This window comes from Ureibacillus suwonensis, assembly GCF_042655065.1.
Taxonomy (GTDB): domain Bacteria; phylum Bacillota; class Bacilli; order Bacillales_A; family Planococcaceae; genus Ureibacillus; species Ureibacillus suwonensis.
In genome coordinates this window covers 75004-99419 of record NZ_JBHSNQ010000082.1, presented here as the reverse complement: position 1 = coordinate 99419, position 24416 = coordinate 75004, and the positions used below count along the sequence as shown (strand labels likewise).

The window sequence follows — 24416 nt, the reverse complement described above, 5'->3', positions numbered from 1 at the left end:
GGCAAATTGTAAAAATCCTGTCGTTCGATGCATTTTTCAAAATGCCATTCCTCGGCTATATTATGTATAGGAGGAATGGAAATGAAATTTACAACAACACATCAACTCGTTTTAGCGTCAGCCTCACCAAGAAGAAAAGAACTGTTTTCGAAGTTGGGAGTCCCGTTCGAAGTCATTGCCAGCAGTGTGGAGGAAACATCTGTCCAAGCAACGGATTTCAAAGACTATGTCCAAAAAGTAGCGCTATTGAAAACGCAGGATGTGGCGACTCTTTGTCCCGGGAAAACGGTGATTGGTGCAGATACGATTGTCGTGTTCAATGATGAGCTTCTTCATAAGCCGAAAACGAAGGAAGAAGCGATTCAACATTTGGAAAAACTATCATCGAATCGCCATCAAGTGATGACGGCCGTGGCTATCATTACAAAAGATCGTCAGGCGGAATCCTTTGTGGAAGTGACCGATGTGTATTTTAAACATCTTCCAAGACCATTGATTGAAAAATATGTCGAGACGAAAGACCCCTTTGACAAAGCTGGTGGTTATGGAATCCAAACAGGTGGCGCCTTATTTATCGACCGGATTGAAGGCGACTACAATACAGTTGTCGGACTGCCGATTGCATCACTTTTTGAAAAGTTGGTGGAACTCAATATCATCGAACTGTAGGGGGTATGCTTGATTCATGTCCATCGGCACTTTTCCTGATTTGTTGATTCGCGATTTGCACGTCGATGATCGTCCAAGGGAAAGGTTAATTAAACAAGGACCTCAAAGTTTATCCAACCAGGAGCTCATCGCCATTTTGCTGAGAACGGGCACAAAGCGGGAATCCGTTCTATCCTTGGCCAATCGGGTGCTGATTTATTTTGAAAAATTGCATGAATTAAAACACGCCACTTTGGAAGAAATCATGTCGATCAAAGGGATTGGACAGGCGAAAGCGGTGCAGTTGCTTGCGGCGATTGAGCTGGGGAGGAGGCTTTCCCAAAAGCAGGTGGAGTCCCGTTTTACGATTCGCTCTCCGAAAGATGCCGCGTCTTTTTTGATGCCCGAAATGGCTTCTTTGCAACAGGAGCATTTTGTGGCGTTGTATTTGAACGTGAAAAATCAAGTGATCCATAAGCAGACGATTTTTATCGGCAGCTTGAATTCATCGATTGTCCATCCCCGCGAAATCTTTAAAGAAGCGGTGAAACGTTCGGCGGCTTCGATCATTTGCGCCCATAACCATCCAAGCGGAAATGCGGCGCCGAGCCCGGAAGATATTGAAGTGACAAAAAGGCTTCAGGAAGCCGGTTTTATCATCGGTATTGAATTAATTGACCACATCATCATAGGCGATCATCAATACTATAGTTTAAAAGAGCAAGGCTATATTTAATGAATGTGTCAATTATGACATGCTGATTCCAAAAAAGTCGAAAGTCCCCTATTTTTTGGATTTTCGGCTTTTTTCATGACAAGCATATTTCAGTGAACCAAAATCCGTAAAATTCGTCTTGTATTGAGTGGATTTGTAATGGGATTGTAAATTATAACAAGAAATTTTTCGTTGTGTCATCAACTATTTAGCAATACAATGATAAATGCGAAAAATGTAGGTGTTACATGAAAATGATTGGGAAAACTATCCCTGACACTATAATTTTTCGACGTAATCCGCTATAATAAAATTTATGATTTTGGACAGTCTTAGAGAAACAAAGCCGTAATAGAAAGGAAGTACAAAATTTGTTTGGATTAGGTAATAAAGACGTAGGTATTGATCTCGGTACAGCAAATACATTAGTTTTTGTCAAAGGAAAAGGAATCGTATTACGTGAACCGTCCGTAGTCGCGAAAAATACAAAAACGGGGGATATTGTTGCAGTTGGTAATGATGCTAAAAATATGATCGGCCGTACACCAGGTTCCATTGTAGCCATACGGCCAATGAAAGACGGAGTTATTGCAGATTTCGACATTACCACTGCAATGATTCAATACTATTTAAAACAAGCGTTAAAAAATTCAGGATCGAATTGGAAAAAACCGAATGTCATGATTTGTGTCCCATATGGCATCACTTCTGTCGAGCAGCGTGCGGTGATTGATGCAGCCCGTCAAGCGGGTGCAAAAGAAGCCTTTACGATTGAAGAACCATTTGCGGCTGCCATTGGTGCAGATCTTCCGGTTTGGGATCCTACCGGTTCGATGGTTGTCGACATTGGTGGCGGAACAACCGAAGTCGCTGTTATTTCCTTGGGAGGCATTGTGACAAGCGAATCGGTCCGCATTGCCGGAGACGCGATGGATCAGGCGATCATCAGTTACATTCGCAAAACGTATAACTTAACGATCGGGGAAAGAACGGCAGAACAAATCAAAATGGAAATTGGTACTGCCCGTGTGGATGATGTGGATGAAACGATGGAAATCCGAGGCAGAGACCTTTTGACAGGCTTGCCAAAAACAATCGAAATTTCGGCAAGCGAAATTTCCGAATCGTTGAAAGAAGCGATTGCAGCCATTATTGATGGCGTGAAGAAAACGTTGGAAAAAACTCCGCCTGAACTTTCAGCGGACGTAATGGAAAGAGGGATTGTCCTCACAGGCGGTGGGGCACTTTTAAGAAATCTTGATAAAGTGATCAGCGATGAAACGAAAATGCCGGTATTTATTGCGGAAAATCCATTGGACTGCGTGGCTATCGGTACTGGTAAAGCATTGGAGCATATTGATCTGATCCGATCTCAACAGATAAAAAAATAAGGGGGGATAGCAATGCCACATTTTACAAATAAAAAAATCATTGTACTTTTGGTTGGTACAATTTTACTTGTGGCATTGATCAGTTTTTCATTACGCGATCGTCAAAATGCGACTCTCCCCGAACAATTCATCAAAGATTCAGTTGGCTTGGCACAAAGCATTGTCGCCAAGCCGGCTAACTACATAACTGGAATATTCCAAAATATCCAATCCCTTCTGAACACGTATGAAGAAAATCAGCGGTTAAAAACGAGATTGGAAGATTTTGCTGTCTTACAGGCAGAAGTGAATACACTGAAGTCGGAAAATGAACAATTGCGTGAACTATTAAACAATGAAGATAGTTTAAGAGACTATGAGCCGCTTCGTGCGACTGTCATCGCAAGAAATCCTGATCAATGGGAAGAAAAAATCATCATCAACAAAGGATCTTCCCATGGGGTTGAGAAAAATATGGCCGTTATTACGACAAAAGGATTAATTGGTAAAATCAGCCTTGTTACCCCATTTACATCTGAAGTGGAATTATTGTATACGAATAATCCAAATTTCCGGGTTTCAGCAGTGGTTCAAAGTGAAAAAAATGTCGCTTACGGATTGATAGAAGGATATGACGAAGAGCGTAATGAATTAATATTAAAACGGATTGATTCCAGTTTGGAAATTAATAAAGGCGATAAAGTGGTGACTTCCGGTTTGGGAGGCATCTTCCCGAAAGGCATTCTCATCGGGGAAATTACAGAAGTGACGACTGAAGATTTTGGTTTGACGAAAATGGCCTATATTAAACCGGCAGCTGATTTTTCAATGCTGGAGAAAGTAATCGTTGCCAAACGCAGTGCAACAGTGATCGATGGATCTGATGGTGAAGGAACAAATGCAGATTTGACAAATAATACGGGCATTCCGGGTGAGGGTGAAGAAGAATAATGTGGATCCGTTTAATGATTCCATTGACAGCCATCATATTATTTTTATTGGAGCCCGAATTTGCATTGTTCTCACCGATTGAATGGAACGGGGAACTCTTTTATTTTGTGCCCCGTTTTCTTATCCTTTATTTGATTTTTCTTTCCATTTATTACAATCCAAAACGCGCGGTATTATATGGTTTGATTTTTGGACTCTTGTACGATGTGTTTTACATTGATATCATTGGTTTATACACTGTGTTGTACCCGCTCGTTTGTTATATTGCCAGTTGGTCTGTAAAATATATCCATCAACATTTGACGATTACAACCATTTTATCCGTATTATTGGTTGCTTTAATGGAAATGGTATTATATTATTTCTTCCTTTTAATTCAATTCACAAATTTGCCATTTATGGAATTTTTCATGAATCGATTAATCCCTTCAATTTTGGCTAATTTTCTTTACTTGATGATGCTTGGCTGGGCCTTTAAATATTTAATAGATGCGAGAGTGTTGCAAAAGATTCGTGAACTTTCTTAATTTAACCAAGCGAGAGGTGTCACTCTTATGAAAAAACAGCTTGTCCATATGAAAGGGACAAAAGACGGCTTAGTGCTTCGGCTTGATGATCAGTGCGCCTACAGCGACTTAGTTGAAGAACTCGAGCGAAAAGTGTCAGAAGGTGGAATCGATGGTAGAGTGAATGTCTCTCTCGATTTAGGCTATCGCTACCTTCTCGAACCGCAAAAACAAGAATTGATCAATATTATTGAACACCCCGGAAAAATGGTTGTATCAAAAGTGTTTAGCAATGTCATTACAGTGGAAGAAAACGATGCAAAAAACCAAGGGAATCAATGCGATACATACGTAGGCATTGTGCGCTCAGGGCAAATTATTCAGGCGCCAGGGGATATCATTGTCATCGGCGATGTGAATCCGAATGGAAAGATTGAAGCTGGCGGAAACATTTATGTGCTTGGGAAATTAAAAGGGGTTGCTCACGCAGGAATTGGCGGAAACCGGGATGCGATTATCGCCGCTTCCTGGTTCGAGCCGACCCATATTTACATAGCGGATGTCATCGAAGTGATGACGAATGAAAAACCGATTGTAAGAGAACATGCGGAGCAATTATTTGCATATATAAATACAAAAGGAATTATTTCATATGACCGATTACAAGAAGTGCGAAAAATACGGCCATTACTAAACACAAAAGGAGGTAGCTAATGTGGGGGAAGCGATTGTAATCACTTCAGGTAAAGGCGGAGTTGGAAAAACAACAACAACAGCTAACCTAGGTACAGCTTTGGCACTTCAAGGCAAAAAAGTGTGCTTGGTGGATACAGATATCGGTCTAAGAAATTTGGATCTCGTACTTGGCCTCGATAATCGAATCATCTATGATTTGGTGGATGTAGTGGAAGGGCGCTGTAAAATTCATCAAGCATTAGTGAAAGATAAACGCGTTGATGATAAGTTGTTTTTGTTGCCTGCTGCCCAAACGACGGATAAAAATGCAGTGACACCTGAACAGATGAAAGCATTGATTGACGAACTGAAACGGGAATTTGAATATGTTCTGATCGATTGTCCGGCAGGAATTGAACAAGGATACCGAAATGCCGTTGCCGGTGCAGATAGCGCCATTGTGGTCACTACACCTGAAATTTCTGCCGTGCGGGATGCCGACCGAATCATCGGTTTGCTTGAACAAGAGGAAATCAATCCACCAAAGCTGATCATCAACCGGGTTCGAAAAGATTTGATCAATCAGGGCGATTGCATGGACATCAATGAAATTACTACCCATCTTTCTATTGATCTATTAGGTATTATTGTTGATAACGAGGATGTCATTGCCTCATCCAATAAAGGGGAACCGATTGTCATGGATCCGAATAATAAAGCTTCATTGGGCTATCGCAACATTGCGCGGAGAATATTGGGTGAATCGGTGCCATTAATGACGTTGGATGAAGGGCAAAAAGGTGTATTCAGAAGACTGATTTCGATTTTTTCAAAATAATGGATTCCTATAAAAAGGCTGTATAAAAGATTCGTCGCTTTGTTGTTGGACAAAATACCGGCAAAGCGGGCGTTACTTTTGGACAGTCTTTTTCTGTTTTCCTCCCATTCTCATTTTTCAACAAATAGAATCGTATTTTCATCTCGTTCATATAATAAGGAAAAATGGGAATGGATGAGGGTATGGCTAAAAAGTGGAAATGGATTGCAGCATTGTTCCTTTGTATCTGTGTGCTCGCCGGCAACCATCTCCAGGAGACCGGGAAGATTCCGATTGATGTGAAAAGAATCGTGTACAGCTCTGAAGATTTGACCTTCATGCGCAACATGCTTCGGGAGATTTTTGATAAAGATTCAAAAGACACAATCGCTGTTTCTTCAGAGCCGATTAATCAGGAACTGCTGACCTTTGTACAAGTTAAGCCCTATTACAAAGGCTATCTGTTCACCTATGAGGAATCGGTGCCACTGGTTGCCATCGACCATGGACTCGTCGTCTACACGGGATATTCCAAAGATACGGGGAAAACGATTTCAGTCTATTATGAAGATGATACGACAGTGACTTATGGCAATGTGGATTCTTTCTCATTGCTGCCTTATACATCGATCGAACGAGGAAGTACGATCGGCAAGAAAGAACCGGGAGATTTGTACATTCAAGTGGAAAAGGATGGGAACATTTTAAACTTGGAAGAGACATTATTATGGATGAAAGAGCATATGCGGCCATGATGCGTATGACCATTCATCCATTATTTTTACCCCTTTTATTCGGGTTGATCCTGTATGGGAATGTTTCCTATTATGCCCTCATTTTATCTTCATTGCTGATTCATGAACTGGGGCATCTTCTTGTCGCTTGGCTTCTGGGGGTAAAGGTGGAACGTTGCGTCATCATGCCGTATGGTGGGGAAATAGAATTGAAGGGCGGTTATGCTTTATCCCCACACAAGCAACTTCTCATCAGTATAGGCGGACCCGTCGCCACATTCTGCTGCATGTTGATGGCTCCCTTTTTGGATCCTTTGTTGGCCAAGCCGTTGATCAAAATTCAAATGGTGCTTTTGCTGATTAATTTGATTCCTGTCTGGCCGCTTGACGGGGGAAGAATCGTTTTTTCCTTCATTTTGATCTTCTCGAAAAAGGCGAAAACGTACGAATTGTTTCTAGCCATTTCTTTCATACTGATCACGTTGTCGGTCATCATCACTTTTGTATTGCTGCCCAAAACGATCTTTCTCTTTATTCTAGCCATCTTTCTTTGGATCAAGGTGATTCAAGAATGGCGGTATCGGAAATACCGGATTGCTTTTGAAAAATATGTATTGAATCGATTGACTTAACCCATTGAGTGTGATAACATTTCATTTGTTATGTAGCACCTGTGCTACAACCGCTCTGGGAGGGTTTTTAAGCATCTTTTGATCACCTTTCCACAGGCGAGTCTTAGACTAGAGGAGGTGCAATGAAATGTACGCTATTATTGAAACTGGTGGTAAACAGTACAAAGTTGAAGCTGGACAAGAAATCTACGTAGAAAAATTAGGTGTTGAGCCTAACGAAACAGTAACTTTCGATAAAGTTCTTTTCGTAGGTGGCGAAACAGTGAAAGTTGGTACTCCAACAGTAGAAGGCGCAACTGTAACTGCGAAAGTGGTGAAAGAAGGCCGCGGCAAAAAAATCACTGTTTTCAAATACAAACCTAAGAAAAACTATCGTCGTAAACAAGGTCACCGTCAACCATACACAAAATTAGTCATCGAATCAATCAATGCATAAGAGGTGGCCGGATGATTACGGTAACCATTCATCACGACGAAAATCGCCGTGTATCTGCCTTTGAGTTTTCTGGACATGCCGAATACGATGAACCGGGAAAAGATTTGGTATGTGCGGGCGCATCGACCATCGCCATCGGTACGGTCAATGCGATTTATGCACTGTTGAATATTGAACCGAAAATCGAACAGGCAACCGAGGGTGGAGGCTACTTGAAAGTAGACTTGCCGACGGATATAGATGCTCAATTGGATGAGAAATTGCAATTGATTGTGCAAGTGATGACAGCACAAGTATATTCGATGGTACAAAACTACGGCCAATATATTCAAATCAAGTACAAGCAAGTAGGAGGTGGAACACAGTGAAATACTTGTTATCATTAGACCTTCAATTCTTCGCTTCCAAAAAAGGGGTAGGTTCTACTAAAAACGGTCGTGACTCTGAAGCAAAACGCCTTGGCGCTAAACGTGCGGATGGTCAATTCGTAACTGGAGGATCAATTCTTTACCGCCAACGCGGTACAAAAATTTATCCAGGTTTGAACGTAGGCCGCGGTGGTGACGATACACTTTACGCTAAAGTTGATGGTATCGTACGTTTCGAACGTATGGGACGCGACAAGAAAAAAGTAAGTGTATACCCTGTTGCTAAAGAAGCATAATGTGAACGGATTTGAAAGGACTGCAAACGTGCAGTCCTTTTTTATATTTAAAAAAAGTCGGTCTGAAAGAAGAAATACGAATGAAAACTTGCTATACTAAAAAAGGTATTCCTAAGCAGTACTGTATGGGAGTGGGGGAGTTGACGAAACTTTCTATTCGTGAAATTTTGAGGGCTGCAAACCATGATTTTATTAATCAGCTTCAATTGATCAAAATGAATTTGGATTTGGACCGGATTGACGACGCGAAAAAAATTATAGAAAATTATTGCAATCAATATAAATCTTTTTCAAATTTGAATAAATTGAATTGGCCGAAAACCGTCGAATGGATTCAAACCTTCCCGTATCGTTTTCCCTCAATCGAGTTTCTGCTAAAAAGTAATGTGACAATGACGCCAAAGGTGAAAAAAGATGAGGAAACTGTCGAATACTTAGAAAAGACGATTCAGCGTGTTTATCCTCATCTCGACCCATATACCGAGCAGCAATTACTGATGGAAGTGGAAGCGAATGAAGAGATCGTGAAAATCACCTTTGACTTGCATGGAAAGTGGGACGTTGAGCCTTTCCATTCAGAGATATTGGACAACCATGTGGGAATGTCGGTTGAAAAAGAATCCTTCGATCATTGGAAATATGTTTTAACCATTAAGGAGTGAAAGTATGTTTGTTGATCACGTAAAAATATATGTTAAAGGCGGAGACGGCGGGGATGGAATGGTGGCCTTCCGCCGCGAGAAATATGTTCCCTATGGCGGACCGGCTGGAGGCGACGGAGGAAGCGGCGGGAACGTTGTGTTTGAAGTGGATGAAGGTTTGCGCACATTGATGGATTTCCGTTACAACCGCCATTTTAAAGGGTCCCGCGGCGAAAATGGCATGAGCAAAGGAATGCACGGAAAAAATGCCAAAGATTTGATTGTAAAAGTCCCTCCAGGCACGGTAGTCATCAATGAAGAGACCGGGAAAGTCATTGCGGATTTGGTTGAACATGGACAGAGGGCAATCATAGCGAAAGGCGGCCGCGGAGGACGGGGAAACATGCGCTTTGCCACACCGGCAAATCCGGCGCCGGAAATTGCGGAAAAGGGTGAGCCGGGGCAAGAATTAAATGTTATATTGGAATTAAAATTGTTGGCGGATGTGGGCCTTGTCGGCTTCCCGAGTGTCGGTAAATCGACATTGCTTTCCGTAGTTTCCGCAGCGAAGCCGAAAATCGGCGCTTACCACTTTACAACCATCGTTCCCAATCTTGGCGTTGTCGAAACGGATGATGGCCGAAGCTTCGTCATGGCCGATTTGCCGGGATTAATTGAAGGGGCCCATCAAGGTGTCGGTTTGGGCATCCAATTCTTGCGCCATATCGAACGCACGAGAGTCATTGTTCATGTGGTGGATATGTCCGGTATGGAAGGCCGGGACCCTTACGATGATTATGTAAAGATCAACAAAGAGTTGGAACAATACGATTTGCGCCTGACAGAGCGTCCTCAGATCGTAGTTGCCAATAAAATGGACATGCCTAGTGCGGAAGAAAATTTGGTAGAATTTAAGAAAAAAATCGGGGATGACATAAAAGTATTCCCAATCTCCGCTCTTACAAAGAAAGGGCTTAAACCATTGCTGCATGAAATCGCAGACTTGTTGGAAGTAACCCCTTATTTCGAATTGCATGATATCGCGGATGAAAGCGATGCAACGGTTTTATATAAACATGAGAAAAAAGAACGGGATTTTGCAATTACCCGCGATGATGATGGCGCTTATGTTCTAAGTGGGGATACGATCGAACGGCTCTTTAAGATGACAGACTTTAGCCGGGATGAATCGGTCCGCCGTTTTGCAAGACAGCTCCGCCATATGGGCGTGGATGACGCTTTAAGGGAACGTGGAGCCCAAGACGGGGATACGGTGAGAATTTTGGATTATGAGTTTGAATTCATCGAATAATTGGGGGGGGATGGAGATGAAAAATGTTGCTGAACAACGCTATTATCTGGTGCGGGAAGATGTGCTGACCGATGCGATGCAAAAAACATTGGAGGCAAAGCGGTTATTGGAATCGGGCAAGGTCAACTCGATATGGGATGCGGTGAAACAAGTGGATCTTTCAAGAAGCGCCTTTTATAAATATCGGGATGCCGTCTTTCCCTTTCACTCCATCGTAAAAGAGAGAATATTGACCATGATTATCCAATTGCAGGATCAAAAGGGGACATTGGCCAAAGTATTGGAAATTATTACAGAAGCCCATTGCAATATTTTGACAATCCATCAAACGATTCCGATTCAAGGCCGGGCCAACGTAACCCTTTCCTTGGATGTAACGAGCATGATCATGGATTTGCATGAACTGATCAAAAAGATGAACGATTTGGAATTTGTTGAATCAGCAGAAGTCATAAGCTCTGGAGCTTTATGATAAATTCTGCGGATAAATGGTGTCATGAATGGTTGATAGGAGGCTTAATGGTGACGAACAATGAATGGAAGTACCGGGTTGCCTATTTAGGGCCGGAAGCTTCTTTTACGTATCTGGCAACAAGGGATGTATTCCCAAATGAATGGATCATTGCTTATAGAACAATTCCGGAATGCATTGACGCTGTAACGAATGATATGGTGGATTATGCCGTTGTGCCCTTGGAAAACGCTTTGGAAGGCACGGTGCCACTGACGATCGATTACTTATTCCATGAAGCCAATTTATATATTATTGGGGAAATCAAACTAAAAATCCAGCAGCATTTAATGGTGAATAAAGCGCAAAAAGATAATTGGGAAAAAATTGAAGGGATCTATTCCCATCCCCATGCATTGGCTCAATGCCATAAATATTTATTTTATCGCTTTAGCCATGTGCCGTTGCACCAAACAACCTCCACGGCGGAAGCGGCAAAGATGGTGGCGGAAAACCCTGATAAATGCATTGCGGCCATTGGGAATGCCTCTTCTGCGGAAAAGTACGGTTTGGAAATCGTTGAGGAAAATATCCATGATTTCCATTTCAACCATACCCGCTTTGTGATTTTATCCAAGCACAATACCCGCTTGCCGATCGAAAATTCGGATGGCCAGCCGAAAACGATGCTGATGCTGACGCTGCCTCATGATGATTCGGGAGCCTTGCATCAAGTGCTTTCCGTTTTTGCCTGGAGAAAATTGAACTTGAGCAAAATTGAATCCCGTCCGTTGAAAACGGGTTTGGGCAACTATTTCTTTATCATTGATGTGCTCGCGGATGAAAATGAACCGATGATGAAATGGGCTTTGGAGGAATTGCAATCGCTCGGATGCACCGTCAAATCACTCGGAACTTATTATACATATAATGCATCGGAGTGATGAATGCTGAAAAAGATTGTGCTGTTTGATGGGGAATGCGGTTTTTGCCACCGTGGCGTGCAATTTATCATCAAAAGAGATCCCCGGAAAATTTTTCAATTTGCTTCCCTGGAAAGCGAAATCGGCAAACATTTATGCGCCCATTATCAAGTTCCTTCCGGTTTGGAAAGTTTGATCCTTATTGAAAATGGAAGGTATTATGCAAAATCCGCCGCAGTGCTGCGCATTTGCAGAAAGTTGAGCGGTCCATGGAAGGTTTTTTATTTATTTTGGATACTCCCGACTTTTCTCCGGGATGTTCTGTATGATATGGTGGCAAAAAACCGCCATCTCTTTGGAAAAAAAGATGCATGCCCACTGCCCGGGAAAGAAGATTTGGAACGGTTTCTTTCATAAGAAGGGGCTGTTTGGAAAGCAAAAGATTCCAAACAGCCCGATTTTTCCAATCATTTCCCAATTATTATAAGTTCATTACCCTTCATCAAAAAAGAGCCAATGAAGATTGTGACGCCTTCTCGATCTTCATTGGCTCTTATTTGATTATTCCTCCACCAAATATCCCTTTTCCCGAAGTCTTCTTTCAGCTTCTTCGATTTGTTCGATCGTTGGAGCGGAAATGACATGCAGATGCGTGCCGTTAGTTAAGACGGAAAGGTAAGTTGCCTTCGTTTCTTCCACTTTATTCAGAAAATTTTCCACGTCTATCCGGGATGACAACATCATCGAAGCGGTAATTTCCCCGTATACCGGATGTTCGACAATGACGTTCTTGATCGTCACCCCGCAATCAACGATCGTCATCATTTCATCCTCCGCCTCTTCCGCTGTATGTATACATACTATTTTCTTTTCAATGAGCGAATCGGTATCTTCCTGACTCAAATATAAATACCCTTGACTGGTTGAAATGATTGGCAAATTGCGGGCCTTCAACAAATTCATATCGTTCACAATCACTTGCCGGCTGACGTTTGCATATTTTGCTAATTGAGTTCCGGTAATCGGTTTTTTTGCATCCTTTAACAAATTCAATAATTCATTTCTTCGTTCTTCCCCAAGCATTTTTTTCATAGAGCAACACCTTCTAATCAACAAATTATGTGTATACGGATAAGCCTTCAAAACATAGTTTAACACGAGGTGGATGTAAGCGCATATTTTTGTGACCTTTTTGTTTAACCGACATATTATAAAACGAGAGAAGGAGGATGTTTGTGCGAACACACATTGTACAAAAAGGAGATACACTTTGGAAAATTGCCAAGCAATATGGAATCGATTTTGAGGAGTTAAAAAGACTAAATTCCCATTTAGCAAATCCGGATTACATTGTGCCTGGTATGGAAATTATTTTACCAGATGACCATTCCATTCGGAAACCGTCGCAAGTCCAAAAAGAGTTGCCTGAAAAAGCAAAAACGGTTGAAGCGCCGAAAAAGGAAAAGAAAGCGGAGACTCCGCCAAAGGCAAAAGAAATTGTATTACCGGAGAAAAAACAGCCGGTGGAAAAGGAAATGAAATTGCCGGAAATTCCACCGACACCGCCAGTGCCACAAATTGTGCCAATTCCTCAACAAGTGCATCCACATGAAAAGACGGAATTCCATTTGGATTTTTCTCCGCATTTAAACATACAGCGCCACATGGCACAGCCGCAATTCATGCCAATTCCGCAACCGGTGATGCCGCAGCCGATTTTTATAGAAATCCCTCAACAAGCACCACAAGCAGAGAAAAAGGAAGAAGAGAAGGAAAAAGTGATTGAAAAAGAAGTGGAATATATACCGGTGCCTCAGACACATGTTGAATATGTTCCTGTGCCGCAACCAATCTATATCCCTTGCATTCCACAGCAAGTTCATCCTTGCCATTGCAAACCGCGAAGAGTGGAACACTGCGGTTGCAGGGAACCTGAACATGTTCACCACCATGCTCAACCATATTTCGCGGGCCCACACATGTTGCCGCCTTGCCCGGACTATTCGCAAATGCAGTATCAGATGATGCCGCAAGGATTTGGAATGCCATATGGAGTTCTGCCGACACAGGAGTTGGACTACGAACACCAGCAATATGCCGGAGCGTTGCCGCAAATGGATGCAACTATTGAAGAAGTGCAAGATGATGCAGATTGGCTGTACGACTCCGCTTCGGAAGGGGAAGAAACAAAAGAGCAGGTGACAATCAGTGAAGATTATAGCCAATCCCAGGAACAATATCAGGATTATAAAGGTTTTGAACAAGCAACATTGCCTTCATATGATTATGCTCAATTTCCACAAGGCTTTTTCCCAATGGAACAAGGATATTATCCACCAGCCAATCAATACATGCCGCAACCAATGTATCCGCATTTCGAACAGGGGACGCATCCATATTTTCAGCAATATCCAGCGGGTATGAATCCTTGTGCACCACAATTTAAACCGTGGTCATATTAAATGCAAATCAAAAATAATATTCGGAAGCAACATAAAGGAAATGAAACATTGTTCATAAAAAAGTACGATCAAATTCACGTATTTGAAAAAGTGGCACTTATTCACGAAGAATTGGAAAAAATTCAGTTTCCCCACATCATTCCTTTAAAAAAATCAAATGAACCTTATTCACTTGTTCAAGGTTGGCAAAAGAACAGTTACAGCGCGGATTTTGCCAAAGCGAAACATCGCAGGAAAGCGGTGAAAATTCTAAAAGAGCTCCATGAAACGAATCATCTGATCGAGTGGAGTCGTTATTCCGTCATTCCAAAACTCAATCTAATACAAAAGTGGAATGCAAGGTTGGAACGTTTCTTACTGCAAGAAAATGAGCTGGTAAAATATTTGCGCCACCACTTTTATGATATTGTCCTTTACGCAAACAAAGCGTTGAAAAAGATTCGTCAAAAACCGGGACCAACTCCGAACCGATTGAGCCTGCTCCATGGGGATGTGGTTCATCATAATTTCTTAATCACAAAGAATGGAATGAAATTGATCGATTTCGATTTGGCGGTCGTTGGCGATGCGGCGGAGGAAATGATTTTGTGGATGCACCGGGCACTTCCAAATATGGATTATGACATTGAAACATTATTACAAGAAAATAAATATTTAAGAGAGATTTGCCTCCCAAAATTACACTACTTGCAATACCCAAACGAACTATTGAGAGAATGGCAATATGTTTTGTATCTGGGGGATCATGAAAAAGATGCTTTTTTAGAATATATAATGCCGTTTACGGAAAACGCGTTAAGACATTGGCCTGAATTCATCGCAACAACGGAAAAAATTCAGGAAATGTTTGAAGTGGGATAAACTACGAGATTATGATAATATAGAATGGAAATAGAAAATAGGTGACCGTCATCATAAGACGGTCTTTCTTTTGTTTTCTATAAAGTGTTTATTGAATAAACACGGGTGATTGTGAGGAATGAACATGTATGATTATATCATCGGACAGGTGACGCGAATCACCCCGGAATACATCGTGTTGGAGCAAAGCGGGATTGGCTATGCAGTGATGACGCCAAATCCATATGCCTTTAGAGTAAATAATGAAAATCAAAAAATCTTTATACATATGCATATCCGTGAAGATGCGCATCAGTTGTTCGGTTTTAAAACATTGGAACAGCGGGAACTTTTCCGGAAGCTGATTCAAGTGTCCGGCATTGGTCCGAAAAGCGCTTTGTCCATCTTGGCGAGCGGCAATCCATCGCAAGTTGTTGCCGCGATTGAAATGGAAGATGAGGCATTTTTAGTGAAGTTTCCTGGCGTTGGCAAGAAAACCGCAAGACAAATGATTCTTGATTTAAAAGGAAAACTTGGTTCCCTTCTTGAACATGTGGAACTTCCAAGCGCCCAGGATGAACTGCCGTTATTCGGGGGCAATTCCCATCAACAAGAGTTGGATGAGGCCGTGTTGGCCCTTAAGGCATTGGGTTATTCTGAAAAAGAATTGGCAAAAATCCTGCCGGAATTAAAAGCCAAAGAAGATTTGGAAACAACCGAACACTATATGAAATATGCATTAAAACTGTTGTTAAACACGAAGTAACAAGGAGGGCGGCAAGTGGATCGGATCGTATCTAGCGAAGCAAATGAATCGGAACAACAATACGAGCTTTCCCTCAGACCCCAATGGTTGTCCCAATATATCGGGCAACAACAAGTGAAAGAGAATTTAAAGATTTTTATTGAAGCGGCAAAAATGAGGAAAGAGTCCTTGGACCATGTGCTGCTGTATGGCCCCCCAGGACTCGGGAAAACCACATTGGCCAATATCATTGCCAATGAATTGGGGGTCAATATACGGCTTACGAGCGGTCCTGCCATTGAACGGCCGGGTGACTTGGCGGCCATTGTCAATTCATTGGAACCGGGGGATGTTCTTTTTATTGATGAAATACACCGGCTTTCCCGGGCAATAGAAGAAGTGCTTTATCCCGCGATGGAAGATTTTTGTCTTGATATCGTCGTCGGAAAGGGACCTGAAGCGCGATCCATCCGATTGGACTTGCCGCCTTTCACATTGGTGGGGGCGACAACAAGGGTCGGCTCATTGTCAGCACCTTTAAGGGATCGTTTCGGCGTATTATTGAGACTGGATTTTTATGATGAAGAATCTTTGATTGAAATTGTCAAAAGAAGTAGTAAACTGTTTGAAGTGGATATTGATGACAAAGCGGCAGAGGAGATTGCGAGACGCTCCCGCGGGACTCCCCGGATTGCCAATCGCTTGCTGAAACGGGTGCGGGATTATGCGCAAGTGATCGGGAACGGATGGATTACCCTTGACATTGCCAAACAGGCTTTGGAACTGCTTCAAGTGGACCGTTTTGGATTGGATCAGATTGACCATAAATTGCTGCAAAGCATGATTGTCCAATTCAACGGGGGACCGGTCGGACTCGATACGTTGGCTGCTTCGATCGGCGAAGAACGCATCACCATTGAAGATGTGTACGAACCTTACTTGATGCAAATCGGATTTATTCAACGGACGCCACGTGGCCGGGTTGCGACAAAACTAGCTTTTGAACATCTTGGTTATACTTATCATGAAACTAAGTAAAAGGAAGTTTAAGTATGAAAATAGAAGAATTTGATTTTGATTTACCTGAAGAATTGATTGCCCAAACACCGCTCGAGGATCGCGCCGCAAGCAGACTTCTTGTGGTGACACCTTTTACAAAGGAGATTGAACATCATCAATTTTCGCATATTATAAATGAGCTGAATCCCGGTGATTGTCTTGTGTTGAATGATACCCGCGTGATGCCTGCACGGCTTTTTGGCGTGAAGGAAGAAACAGGGGCGCACGTGGAAGTATTGTTATTAAAACAATTGGAAGATGACAAGTGGGAGACATTGGTCAAACCGGCCAAAAGGGTAAAAATCGGCACAACCATCACCTTTGGGGATGGACGGATGAAAGCGACCTGCACGGACATCCTCGAACACGGCGGACGGGTTTTCGAGTTCCATTATGACGGCATTTTTTATGAAGTGCTGGACAAGCTCGGAGAAATGCCGCTGCCACCATATATTCATGAAAAGTTGGAAGATAAAGAACGCTACCAGACGGTTTATGCAAAAGAAGTCGGTTCGGCTGCGGCGCCCACTGCGGGACTTCATTTCACGGAAGAACTGCTGGAACAGATCCGGAATAAAGGGGTGGAAATTGTCTTCATCACCCTTCATGTTGGATTGGGCACTTTCCGTCCGGTGACAAGCGATACAATCGAGGAACACAAGATGCATTCAGAATTTTACAGCATCAGTGAAAGCGCCGCTGAAACGATCAACCGCGTGAAGGCGAACGGCGGAAAAGTGATTGCTGTCGGCACCACATCCACAAGAACCCTTGAAACCGTCGCTTCCAAATATGATGGGAAAATCAAGGCGGAACAGGGATGGACGGATATTTTTATTTATCCGGGCTATGAATTTAAATGCATTGACGGACTTGTTACAAACTTCCATCTGCCTAAATCCACCCTTGTCATGCTTGTCAGCGCATTGGCCGGAAAAGAAACGATTTTCCATGCATACAGTGAAGCGATCAAAGAGCGGTACCGTTTCTTCAGTTTCGGGGATGCGATGTACATCAGACCGAAACAATAGAACTCAATCAATCGAAGTACTGTTTATACTTTAGATGAAGAGAGGAATTATTGATGACTCAACCAGCAATTCGTTATGAACATATAAAAACATGTAAACAATCAGGCGCGAGGTTAGGGATCGTCCATACGTCGCACGGTTCTTTTGAAACACCAGCCTTCATGCCTGTGGGAACGCAGGCGACGGTAAAAACGATGTCGCCTGAAGAGCTGAAAGAAATCGGGGCAGGCATCATCTTGTCAAACACATACCATTTATGGCTCAGACCGGGAAATGATATCGTGAAAGAGGCGGGCGGCCTCCACAAATTTATGAATTGGGACCGTCCGATTTTGACCGATTCCGGCGGATTTCAAGTATTTTCCTTGAGCGATCTTCGGAAAATTGAAGAAGAAGGGGTTTATTTCCGCAACCATCTGAACGGGGACAAACTGTTTTTGAGCCCTGAAAAATCCATTCAAATTCAAAATGATTTGGGGTCAGACATTATCATGGCCTTTGATGAGTGTCCCCCATATCCAGCATCCTACGACTATATGCTGCAAAGCGTCGACCGGACAACGCGCTGGGCAAAGCGGTGCAAAGAAGCCCATCAACGTCCGGAAGAGCAAGGTTTGTTCGGCATCGTCCAAGGCGGCGAATTTGAAGATTTAAGAAAGCGTTCCGCGGAAGCCCTTGTGGAACTGGATTTGCCAGGGTATGCGGTCGGCGGTTTATCGGTAGGGGAACCAAAAGATGTCATGTACCGCGTTCTTGAATTTACAACCCCATTACTGCCGGAGAATAAGCCCCGCTATTTAATGGGAGTCGGTTCACCGGATGCTTTGATTGAAGGGGCGATCCGGGGCATTGACATGTTTGACTGTGTGTTGCCTACAAGAATTGCCCGTAACGGCACGCTCATGACATCACAAGGCCGCCTTGTGATCAAAAACGCCCAATATGCACGGGATTTTGGCCCACTCGATCCAAACTGCGATTGTTATGCATGCAAAAACTATTCCCGTGCTTACGTGCGCCATTTGCTCCGGACAGGCGAAATCTTTGGATTGAGACTGACAACGTACCACAATCTTTACTTCTTGTTAAGATTGATGGAAAAAGTGAGACAGGCTATCAGGGAAGACCGGTTGCTTGACTTCCGTGATGAATTTTTCGAACAATATGGCTTCAATAAGCCGAATGCAAAGAATTTTTGATGCATAAAAAATGAAAGATTGAAAAAAACGAGTTTTTTTAAATAAATTAGAAAATAAAATCGATTTTTACCAATGTTTTATACTATACTTATGAAGTGAGAATCAGAAAGGGGAGTCAACAAGTGGAAACATTATATAATTTACTACCGATCATCATTATGTTTGTGGCGATGTGGTTCATTTTGATTCGTCCAGCCCAAAAGCGCCAAAAAGCTACGCAAGAAATGCAAAATAATTTAAAACGCGGAGATAAAGTGGTGACAATCGGGGGGCTTCACGGAGAAGTCGAGTCTTTGGAAGATTCAGTGGTTTATCTTCTTGTAGATGGGAAAACCCGCTTAAAATTTGAACGTCAAGCAATTGGACGAGTAATCAACGATTAATCAAGTGGAATAGAAAAAATGAAGAAAAAGGTTTACCTGTTTCCTATAAAGGTAAACCTTTTTTATTTTGCATAGTTGATGGGCACTTCGCAAACAATAGAAAAGAAAGGGTGTGGGTGTATGGAAATATATTTGCAGATCCTTTTCCGAACCGTTTTTTTATATATTCTTGTTTTAATCGTCTTTCGCCTGATGGGAAAACGGGAAGTCGGCGAATTGAGCATCATGGATTTGGTCGTTTTTGTGCTGATTGCAGAATGTGTGGCTTTCTCTATAGATGAGTTGGAAAAGCCCATATTTGAGAATGTTTTTCCAATTTTGATTTTATTAGGCATTCAATATTTAAATTCAATGCTTGCATTAAAAAGTAAAAAACTGCGCGATTTAATCGATGGAGATCCATCGATTATTGTGGAAGACGGCGTCATCAATCAAGAGGAAATGAAAAAGCAGCGCTACAATTTGGATGACTTGTTCCAGCAAATGCGTGAACAGCGCATTTCATCCGTCCAACAAATCAAATATGCATTTCTGGAACCGTCCGGTAAACTATCAATCTTTTTAAGAGACGATGAACCGGTAGTTTTCCCATTGATCGTGGACGGCTATATTGTGGACCGGCATTTGCAATTTATTGAAAAAGACAGGGAATGGCTGTTGGAAACCTTAAAAAAGAAAGGGTATGACAATCCCGAGGAAATTTTTTACTGTTGTTATGAAAATTATGATTTGCATATTCAATTAAAATCTGCGACCAAAAACGGATCGTAAATATCGAAAATCGCTCCATTTAAATTGATTTGTCAGAAGCAGAAGGAACGTCAACAACAGGATTGTCAATGCACTGTCTTTCCAAAAGCCAAATGAGATTTTACTGAGCAAATAATTTTGGATGAAACAAGTAATGATAAAAATCACGTAAGGAATGGCAAAAAACCGGAACCCGGAACTGATCATTTTATGCCCTCTGAGTGTTGCCATATGTAAAAACGATGTCACCAATACTCCGAATCCGATGGCGATAATCGCTCCGTATTCTTGAATAAATGGTTGGGAAGCCAGTACAAACATGACAAATAATTTTCCGATCCCTCCGTAAATGGAGTTCATCATCGCCGGTCTGGCTTCATCAATTGCCTGCAAAATGGAATGGAGAGGGCTTTGTATATAGTAGAAATAGAAAATCGGCGCCAGGATCTTCATAAAACCGCGGTTTTCCTCCAAGTGAAAGAGGCGCATTGCGAGTTCATCGCCATGGAGGAAAAAATAAGTGGCCGCATATGCACCGATAATGGATGAAAGGCGCAAACTTACTCCGATGCGATCGTTCAATAACCTGTGATTGTTTCTTGCCACCGCATCACTTACCGCAGGAATCAGCACAATGGCCAATGCATTCGGAATGAAAGAAGGGAATAACAATAAAGGTACATGTACGCCGGAAATGATTCCGTACAGGGTTGTTGCACCTGCCGCAGTCAGTCCGGCCAATGTCAAGGCTTTCAAAAAGACGATCGGTTCCAAAAACCAGGTGAACGTTCCAAACAATCTGCTCCCGGCACTGGGAATGGCGATTCGCAGTAAAGGCATTGCAGGATAAGGTTTGGTGGAAGATGGTTTTTTCAGTTTCCCTTTTTTTGTTACATAGTGGATGTATAAATAGATGAATGAGATCAATTCGCCAATGGCGGTAATTGCCATTGCATAGGCTGCAGTCAATTCAGGGTTGTCCGGCACGACAAAAAAAGGCAATGCCAAGGTAATCAATACGATGCGCACCAATTGTTCGATCATTTGGGACCAGGCAGTTGCCGAAATGATGGCGATGCCTTGCAAGAATCCCCGGATCAGACCTGAAAAAACGATGATCGGAACAGCACCTAAAGCTATATACAGGGTAATTTTTGTTCCTTCATTATGTAAAAGGGTTTCTGCTAAAAATGGGATGAAAATGATTAAAACGGGCGTAAATAAAATGATGGATAAAACGGACCAAACTGAAGCGGTTTTCATGACCGAATGAAGTTGTCCCATTTGACGTTTCGCATACAGTTCCGCAATCACTTTTGCCACCGCGATCGGAATGCCAAGCTGCAAAACGGAAACGAAAAAGATATACGCGGGATAGGCCGTCATATAAACTCCGACAGCTTCTTCCCCTGCCACTCTCATAAATTGCATTCTATATATGAATCCGAAAAGTTTTGATAAGAAAATGACAACGGTGAGAAAAATTGTCCCTCTAACAAAAGATGCCATTCCTACAGTCCCTTCTCAAGTAATGTTTTTTTCGTTACAATATTTGTATGCTTTCAAATATTCAGTTAAAACAGAACGGTGGAGTGATGAAATAACGATGGTCGAACATGAGCGCTTATTTAAGCAGGTCTTGCCGGTGTTGAACAGTAAATTGGAAGAAATAAAGTTAAATGGTTATGAAGGTATTGCAATCGAAGATCTTTGGAATTTTTGCCTCCAAAAGAAATGGCGGAAGAAAAACTTGGCTGAAATCCGGATTCATGAGGTGGTTTCGACGATTTTTTCTTTAAGGGCTTCAGAAATTGTCAGTCATTTGCAAATACAGCAGTTTCAATCGACGAACTGGTTTTCCGAATTGAATCAGGATGAATTGAAAGAACTGTTAAATCCTGCAAAACATAACAATTCTGACACAGAAAACAACTAGAATCAGTTTGACAGTTTGACTTTCGTGTTCCATAATTAGTTTGTTACATAGGAAATGGAAAGGTATATTTTTACAATTATTTCGAACGATGATTTTTCATTTCAAGTCTATTCCGCAGGGTCCGGGAATATCACGATAAATTTTTCAGCGTCCCTTGTTCGAAAGATTATTGTAAAGATATGCTTTCATGTGTTTATGTATGTACAAGCATTTGTACATATTGCATCGAGGAGGATTTTAGATGAATTCAAAAAGCCGTATCATAGCCTTTATTGTGGCTGTAGCCGTCCTTTTTGGAGCGATGGGTTATACAGTAAAAGGCGTTTTGGAAGATGTAAAACTGGGGCTTGACTTGCAAGGCGGATTCGAAGTTTTATATGAAGTACAACCTTTGAAAGATGGGCAAAAAATTACCCATGATATCGTTGCGGATACGACGACCGCCTTATCAAAGCGGATTGACGCTTTCGGTGTAAGTGAGCCAAGCATACAGGTTGAAGGGGAAAACCGCATCCGCGTTCAGCTTGCAGGAATTGACGATCAATCGTCTGCACGGGAAATGTTATCAAGTACGGCGAATTTAACATTCCGTGACGTCAACGATAATTTATTATTGGACGGTTCGGATTTGAAAGAGGGCGGTGCGGCGGCTTCTTTCGACAATCAAAACCGGCCGATTGTAACATTAACTTTGAAAGACGCGCAAAAATTTGCTGAAATCACTTCGAAAATTTCCAAAATGCCGCAAGGGGAAAATCTGCTTGTAATTTGGATGGACTTTGAAGAAGGAAAAGATTCTTTCAAAAAAGAAGCGGCAAAACCTGATCCAAAATACATTTCGGCAGCATCGGTAAATCAAACATTAAATACAACGGACGTCATGATTTCCGGTAATTTTACCGTTGAGGAAACAAAAAACTTGGCAAGTATCTTAAATGCAGGGGCGCTACCGGTAAAATTGACGGAAATTTATGCGACATCCGTGGGCGCTCAGTTTGGTGAACAAGCATTACAAAGCACAGTATTCGCCAGCATCGTCGGCGTAGCATTAATCTTCATCTTCATGTTGCTTTACTACCGTTTGCCTGGATTCATTTCCATCATCACGTTAACGGTATTCTCATACTTGGTGCTCCTCATCCAAAATTGGATTGGTGCCGTGTTGACGTTGCCGGGGATTGCCGCACTCGTGCTCGGTATCGGGATGGCCGTGGATGCGAACATTTTGACGGCCGAGCGGATACGGGAGGAACTCCGGGTCGGAAAATCCGCAGAAGAAGCATTTAAAATCGGATCCAAAGTATCCTTGAGCGCGATTATTGATGCGCAGCTCACAACTTTGCTTGCTGCGGTTGTATTATTCTACTTCGGTACAAGTTCTGTTAAAGGATTTGCAACAACGTTAATCATTTCCATCTTATTGAGTTTCTTAACTTCTGTCTGGTTGTCCCGTGTGCTGCTAGGATTGCTTGTGAAAAGCGGCAAATTCGAAAATCCATTCTTCTATGGCGTTCGCAAATCAAAAATTCACGATCCTTCAGAAGGCGTGGAAACATTAGATTTGTCCACGAATTTTGACCGTTTCGACTTTGTTCATAACCGCAAAAAATTCTATGCCATTTCGTTGGTCATCATCATTCTTGGGGCTATCATGATTGGCATTTTCCGGTTGAACTTGGGCATCGATTTCTCCAGCGGTACGCGTGTGGAAATTTTGACAAATGAACCGACAACTCAGGAAAAAATGGCCGATTATTTGGATAAAATCGGATTTGCTCCGGATGAATTGGTCATCAGCGGAGAAAACAGCGATACCGCTGTTGCAACGTATAAAAAAGACTTCACACAACAAGAAACATTGGATTTGAAAAAGGCGATCATGGATGACTATGGCCATGAACCAAATGTCAGCACCGTTTCCCCAACGGTTGGCCGGGAATTGGTGAAAAATGCGATTAAAGCATTAGCCATCGCTGCCATAGGAATTATCATTTATGTGGCTGTACGCTTCGAATGGAGAATGGGGGTTGGTGCGATTGCTTCATTGCTCCATGACGTATTCTTCATGGTTGCGATTTTTAGTGTGTTCCGTATAGAAGTTGACATTACGTTTATCGCCGCGATCTTGACGATTGTCGGTTATTCCATCAACGATACGATTGTTACCTTCGACCGTATCCGTGAAAATGTCGACCATAAAGGTGAAATCAAAACAAAAGAAGCGCTTGCGGACATTGTTAATAAATCTCTCCGCCAAACAATGGGACGTTCCGTGAACACGGTGTTGACGGTCATTGTCGTTGTCGTTGCACTCTTGATCTTCGGGGCGCCGGCTATCCGAAACTTCTCGATTGCCTTGCTGATCGGTTTGGTAACGGGTATGTATTCATCCATTTGTATCGCGGCACAGATTTGGTATACGCTTAAATCAAGAGAAATGGACAAGAAAGGTACAACGTTGAAGAAAAAAGAGAAAAAACAATGGGGTTCAGACGAGCCGGTTGTTTAATGACCGTTTGAATAAGATGCTCCCGTA

General features: G+C 42.3%; 29 protein-coding genes and 1 other annotated feature. Of the genes, 27 read left to right on the top strand and 2 right to left on the bottom strand.

Annotation, left to right across the window (positions count from 1 at the left end):
• Positions 1 to 81 precede the first annotated feature (81 nt).
• The 17 genes from ACFPOH_RS10605 (at position 82) to ACFPOH_RS10525 (ending at position 11892) form a co-directional block, all read left to right on the top strand.
• Positions 82 to 669 carry a Maf family protein gene (locus ACFPOH_RS10605; protein ID WP_342469071.1) on the top strand — a complete coding sequence of 196 codons (588 nt, stop codon included), beginning with the start codon at positions 82 to 84 and terminating at the stop codon, positions 667 to 669.
• A 16-nt stretch (positions 670 to 685) separates the two neighbouring features.
• Positions 686 to 1384 (top strand): RadC family protein, encoded by a 699-nt coding sequence (gene radC / locus ACFPOH_RS10600; protein WP_342469072.1) that lies wholly within the window; start codon positions 686 to 688, stop codon positions 1382 to 1384.
• Positions 1385 to 1734: 350 nt separating this feature from the next.
• Positions 1735 to 2754, top strand: coding sequence for a rod shape-determining protein (locus tag ACFPOH_RS10595; protein ID WP_342469073.1), 1020 nt, complete (start codon positions 1735 to 1737; stop codon positions 2752 to 2754).
• A 12-nt stretch (positions 2755 to 2766) separates the two neighbouring features.
• On the top strand, positions 2767 to 3684 hold the full coding sequence (gene mreC / locus ACFPOH_RS10590; RefSeq protein ID WP_390309599.1) for a rod shape-determining protein MreC: 918 nt from the start codon (positions 2767 to 2769) through the stop codon (positions 3682 to 3684).
• Positions 3684 to 4211: a rod shape-determining protein MreD gene (mreD, locus tag ACFPOH_RS10585; RefSeq protein WP_342469075.1), complete on the top strand. Its 528-nt coding sequence runs from the start codon at positions 3684 to 3686 to the stop codon at positions 4209 to 4211. The genes mreC and mreD overlap by 1 nt, the downstream gene beginning before the upstream one ends.
• Positions 4212 to 4238: 27 nt before the next feature.
• Positions 4239 to 4904, top strand: a complete 666-nt coding sequence (locus ACFPOH_RS10580; protein ID WP_342469076.1) for a septum site-determining protein MinC — start codon at positions 4239 to 4241, stop codon at positions 4902 to 4904.
• A 1-nt stretch (position 4905) separates the two neighbouring features.
• The gene (gene minD, locus ACFPOH_RS10575; protein ID WP_342469077.1) at positions 4906 to 5703 is read left to right on the top strand and encodes a septum site-determining protein MinD; all 798 of its coding nucleotides are present in this window, start codon (positions 4906 to 4908) and stop codon (positions 5701 to 5703) included.
• Between the two features lie 182 nt (positions 5704 to 5885).
• Entirely contained in the window at positions 5886 to 6437 is a 552-nt protein-coding gene (locus tag ACFPOH_RS10570; RefSeq protein WP_390309596.1) for a peptidoglycan DD-metalloendopeptidase family protein, read from the top strand.
• Positions 6410 to 7048, top strand: coding sequence for a site-2 protease family protein (locus ACFPOH_RS10565; RefSeq protein ID WP_390309594.1), 639 nt, complete (start codon positions 6410 to 6412; stop codon positions 7046 to 7048). The genes ACFPOH_RS10570 and ACFPOH_RS10565 overlap by 28 nt, the downstream gene beginning before the upstream one ends.
• Positions 7049 to 7086: 38 nt before the next feature.
• Positions 7087 to 7162: a sequence feature (ribosomal protein L21 leader region), on the top strand.
• A 13-nt stretch (positions 7163 to 7175) separates the two neighbouring features.
• Entirely contained in the window at positions 7176 to 7484 is a 309-nt protein-coding gene (gene rplU, locus ACFPOH_RS10560; protein ID WP_342469080.1) for a 50S ribosomal protein L21, read from the top strand.
• A gap of 11 nt (positions 7485 to 7495) precedes the next feature.
• Entirely contained in the window at positions 7496 to 7852 is a 357-nt protein-coding gene (locus ACFPOH_RS10555) for a ribosomal-processing cysteine protease Prp (protein WP_342469081.1), read from the top strand.
• Positions 7853 to 7857: 5 nt separating this feature from the next.
• Positions 7858 to 8148, top strand: coding sequence for a 50S ribosomal protein L27 (gene rpmA, locus ACFPOH_RS10550; protein WP_208652241.1), 291 nt, complete (start codon positions 7858 to 7860; stop codon positions 8146 to 8148).
• A gap of 140 nt (positions 8149 to 8288) precedes the next feature.
• Positions 8289 to 8810, top strand: a complete 522-nt coding sequence (locus ACFPOH_RS10545; protein ID WP_390309591.1) for a Spo0B domain-containing protein — start codon at positions 8289 to 8291, stop codon at positions 8808 to 8810.
• Positions 8811 to 8814: 4 nt separating this feature from the next.
• Entirely contained in the window at positions 8815 to 10101 is a 1287-nt protein-coding gene (gene obgE / locus ACFPOH_RS10540) for a GTPase ObgE (protein ID WP_390309589.1), read from the top strand.
• Between the two features lie 16 nt (positions 10102 to 10117).
• Positions 10118 to 10573 carry an ACT domain-containing protein gene (locus tag ACFPOH_RS10535; RefSeq protein ID WP_342469085.1) on the top strand — a complete coding sequence of 152 codons (456 nt, stop codon included), beginning with the start codon at positions 10118 to 10120 and terminating at the stop codon, positions 10571 to 10573.
• Positions 10574 to 10623: 50 nt separating this feature from the next.
• Positions 10624 to 11496 (top strand): prephenate dehydratase, encoded by an 873-nt coding sequence (gene pheA / locus ACFPOH_RS10530; protein ID WP_342469086.1) that lies wholly within the window; start codon positions 10624 to 10626, stop codon positions 11494 to 11496.
• A gap of 3 nt (positions 11497 to 11499) precedes the next feature.
• Positions 11500 to 11892, top strand: coding sequence for a thiol-disulfide oxidoreductase DCC family protein (locus ACFPOH_RS10525; protein ID WP_390309588.1), 393 nt, complete (start codon positions 11500 to 11502; stop codon positions 11890 to 11892).
• A 144-nt stretch (positions 11893 to 12036) separates the two neighbouring features.
• Here ACFPOH_RS10525 and ACFPOH_RS10520 read toward each other — a convergent pair whose 3' ends face one another.
• Positions 12037 to 12567 carry a transcription repressor NadR gene (locus ACFPOH_RS10520; protein ID WP_342469088.1) on the bottom strand — a complete coding sequence of 177 codons (531 nt, stop codon included), beginning with the start codon at positions 12565 to 12567 and terminating at the stop codon, positions 12037 to 12039.
• A 143-nt stretch (positions 12568 to 12710) separates the two neighbouring features.
• Here ACFPOH_RS10520 and safA point away from each other — a divergent pair, with 143 nt between their 5' ends.
• The 8 genes from safA to ACFPOH_RS10480 all read left to right on the top strand — a co-directional run bounded on the left by safA (position 12711) and on the right by ACFPOH_RS10480 (position 19965).
• Positions 12711 to 13937 (top strand): SafA/ExsA family spore coat assembly protein, encoded by a 1227-nt coding sequence (safA, locus tag ACFPOH_RS10515; protein WP_342469089.1) that lies wholly within the window; start codon positions 12711 to 12713, stop codon positions 13935 to 13937.
• Between the two features lie 48 nt (positions 13938 to 13985).
• On the top strand, positions 13986 to 14798 hold the full coding sequence (locus tag ACFPOH_RS10510; RefSeq protein WP_342469090.1) for a phosphotransferase: 813 nt from the start codon (positions 13986 to 13988) through the stop codon (positions 14796 to 14798).
• Positions 14799 to 14922: 124 nt separating this feature from the next.
• On the top strand, positions 14923 to 15543 hold the full coding sequence (ruvA, locus tag ACFPOH_RS10505; RefSeq protein WP_342469091.1) for a Holliday junction branch migration protein RuvA: 621 nt from the start codon (positions 14923 to 14925) through the stop codon (positions 15541 to 15543).
• A gap of 15 nt (positions 15544 to 15558) precedes the next feature.
• Positions 15559 to 16560, top strand: a complete 1002-nt coding sequence (gene ruvB / locus ACFPOH_RS10500; protein ID WP_342469092.1) for a Holliday junction branch migration DNA helicase RuvB — start codon at positions 15559 to 15561, stop codon at positions 16558 to 16560.
• A gap of 14 nt (positions 16561 to 16574) precedes the next feature.
• Positions 16575 to 17612 carry a tRNA preQ1(34) S-adenosylmethionine ribosyltransferase-isomerase QueA gene (gene queA, locus ACFPOH_RS10495; RefSeq protein WP_342469093.1) on the top strand — a complete coding sequence of 346 codons (1038 nt, stop codon included), beginning with the start codon at positions 16575 to 16577 and terminating at the stop codon, positions 17610 to 17612.
• Between the two features lie 53 nt (positions 17613 to 17665).
• Positions 17666 to 18811 (top strand): tRNA guanosine(34) transglycosylase Tgt, encoded by a 1146-nt coding sequence (gene tgt / locus ACFPOH_RS10490; protein WP_342469094.1) that lies wholly within the window; start codon positions 17666 to 17668, stop codon positions 18809 to 18811.
• Between the two features lie 122 nt (positions 18812 to 18933).
• Entirely contained in the window at positions 18934 to 19194 is a 261-nt protein-coding gene (yajC, locus tag ACFPOH_RS10485) for a preprotein translocase subunit YajC (protein ID WP_342581584.1), read from the top strand.
• A gap of 120 nt (positions 19195 to 19314) precedes the next feature.
• On the top strand, positions 19315 to 19965 hold the full coding sequence (locus tag ACFPOH_RS10480; RefSeq protein WP_342469096.1) for a DUF421 domain-containing protein: 651 nt from the start codon (positions 19315 to 19317) through the stop codon (positions 19963 to 19965).
• Here ACFPOH_RS10480 and ACFPOH_RS10475 read toward each other — a convergent pair.
• The gene (locus tag ACFPOH_RS10475) at positions 19936 to 21453 is read right to left on the bottom strand and encodes a putative polysaccharide biosynthesis protein (RefSeq protein ID WP_342469097.1); all 1518 of its coding nucleotides are present in this window, start codon (positions 21451 to 21453) and stop codon (positions 19936 to 19938) included. The genes ACFPOH_RS10480 and ACFPOH_RS10475 overlap by 30 nt on opposite strands.
• A gap of 97 nt (positions 21454 to 21550) precedes the next feature.
• Between ACFPOH_RS10475 and ACFPOH_RS10470 the strand changes: the two genes are divergently transcribed.
• Together ACFPOH_RS10470 and secDF are read left to right on the top strand one after the other, a co-directional pair.
• Positions 21551 to 21880, top strand: a complete 330-nt coding sequence (locus tag ACFPOH_RS10470) for a post-transcriptional regulator (protein WP_342469098.1) — start codon at positions 21551 to 21553, stop codon at positions 21878 to 21880.
• Positions 21881 to 22121: 241 nt separating this feature from the next.
• A complete protein-coding gene (gene secDF, locus ACFPOH_RS10465; RefSeq protein ID WP_390309582.1) occupies positions 22122 to 24389 on the top strand; it encodes a protein translocase subunit SecDF in 2268 nt (755 codons plus the stop codon).
• The last annotated feature ends 27 nt before the right edge of the window (positions 24390 to 24416 follow it).

What these genes read in the sequence shown, in the direction of transcription:
- tgt (WP_342469094.1), top strand. Translation starts at nt 17,666, where the DNA reads ATGACTCAACCAGCAATTCGTTATGAACATATAAAAACATGTAAACAA.
- rplU (WP_342469080.1), top strand. Translation starts at nt 7,176, where the DNA reads ATGTACGCTATTATTGAAACTGGTGGTAAACAGTACAAAGTTGAAGCT.
- ACFPOH_RS10520 (WP_342469088.1), bottom strand. Translation starts at nt 12,567, where the DNA reads ATGAAAAAAATGCTTGGGGAAGAACGAAGAAATGAATTATTGAATTTG.
- ACFPOH_RS10565 (WP_390309594.1), top strand. Translation starts at nt 6,410, where the DNA reads ATGGATGAAAGAGCATATGCGGCCATGATGCGTATGACCATTCATCCA.
- queA (WP_342469093.1), top strand. Translation starts at nt 16,575, where the DNA reads ATGAAAATAGAAGAATTTGATTTTGATTTACCTGAAGAATTGATTGCC.
- ACFPOH_RS10470 (WP_342469098.1), top strand. Translation starts at nt 21,551, where the DNA reads ATGGTCGAACATGAGCGCTTATTTAAGCAGGTCTTGCCGGTGTTGAAC.
- ACFPOH_RS10535 (WP_342469085.1), top strand. Translation starts at nt 10,118, where the DNA reads ATGAAAAATGTTGCTGAACAACGCTATTATCTGGTGCGGGAAGATGTG.
- obgE (WP_390309589.1), top strand. Translation starts at nt 8,815, where the DNA reads ATGTTTGTTGATCACGTAAAAATATATGTTAAAGGCGGAGACGGCGGG.
- ACFPOH_RS10475 (WP_342469097.1), bottom strand. Translation starts at nt 21,453, where the DNA reads ATGGCATCTTTTGTTAGAGGGACAATTTTTCTCACCGTTGTCATTTTC.
- ACFPOH_RS10605 (WP_342469071.1), top strand. Translation starts at nt 82, where the DNA reads ATGAAATTTACAACAACACATCAACTCGTTTTAGCGTCAGCCTCACCA.
- radC (WP_342469072.1), top strand. Translation starts at nt 686, where the DNA reads ATGTCCATCGGCACTTTTCCTGATTTGTTGATTCGCGATTTGCACGTC.
- secDF (WP_390309582.1), top strand. Translation starts at nt 22,122, where the DNA reads ATGAATTCAAAAAGCCGTATCATAGCCTTTATTGTGGCTGTAGCCGTC.
- ACFPOH_RS10525 (WP_390309588.1), top strand. Translation starts at nt 11,500, where the DNA reads ATGCTGAAAAAGATTGTGCTGTTTGATGGGGAATGCGGTTTTTGCCAC.
- ruvA (WP_342469091.1), top strand. Translation starts at nt 14,923, where the DNA reads ATGTATGATTATATCATCGGACAGGTGACGCGAATCACCCCGGAATAC.
- ACFPOH_RS10480 (WP_342469096.1), top strand. Translation starts at nt 19,315, where the DNA reads ATGGAAATATATTTGCAGATCCTTTTCCGAACCGTTTTTTTATATATT.
- ACFPOH_RS10580 (WP_342469076.1), top strand. Translation starts at nt 4,239, where the DNA reads ATGAAAAAACAGCTTGTCCATATGAAAGGGACAAAAGACGGCTTAGTG.
- ACFPOH_RS10555 (WP_342469081.1), top strand. Translation starts at nt 7,496, where the DNA reads ATGATTACGGTAACCATTCATCACGACGAAAATCGCCGTGTATCTGCC.
- mreC (WP_390309599.1), top strand. Translation starts at nt 2,767, where the DNA reads ATGCCACATTTTACAAATAAAAAAATCATTGTACTTTTGGTTGGTACA.
- mreD (WP_342469075.1), top strand. Translation starts at nt 3,684, where the DNA reads ATGTGGATCCGTTTAATGATTCCATTGACAGCCATCATATTATTTTTA.
- ACFPOH_RS10570 (WP_390309596.1), top strand. Translation starts at nt 5,886, where the DNA reads ATGGCTAAAAAGTGGAAATGGATTGCAGCATTGTTCCTTTGTATCTGT.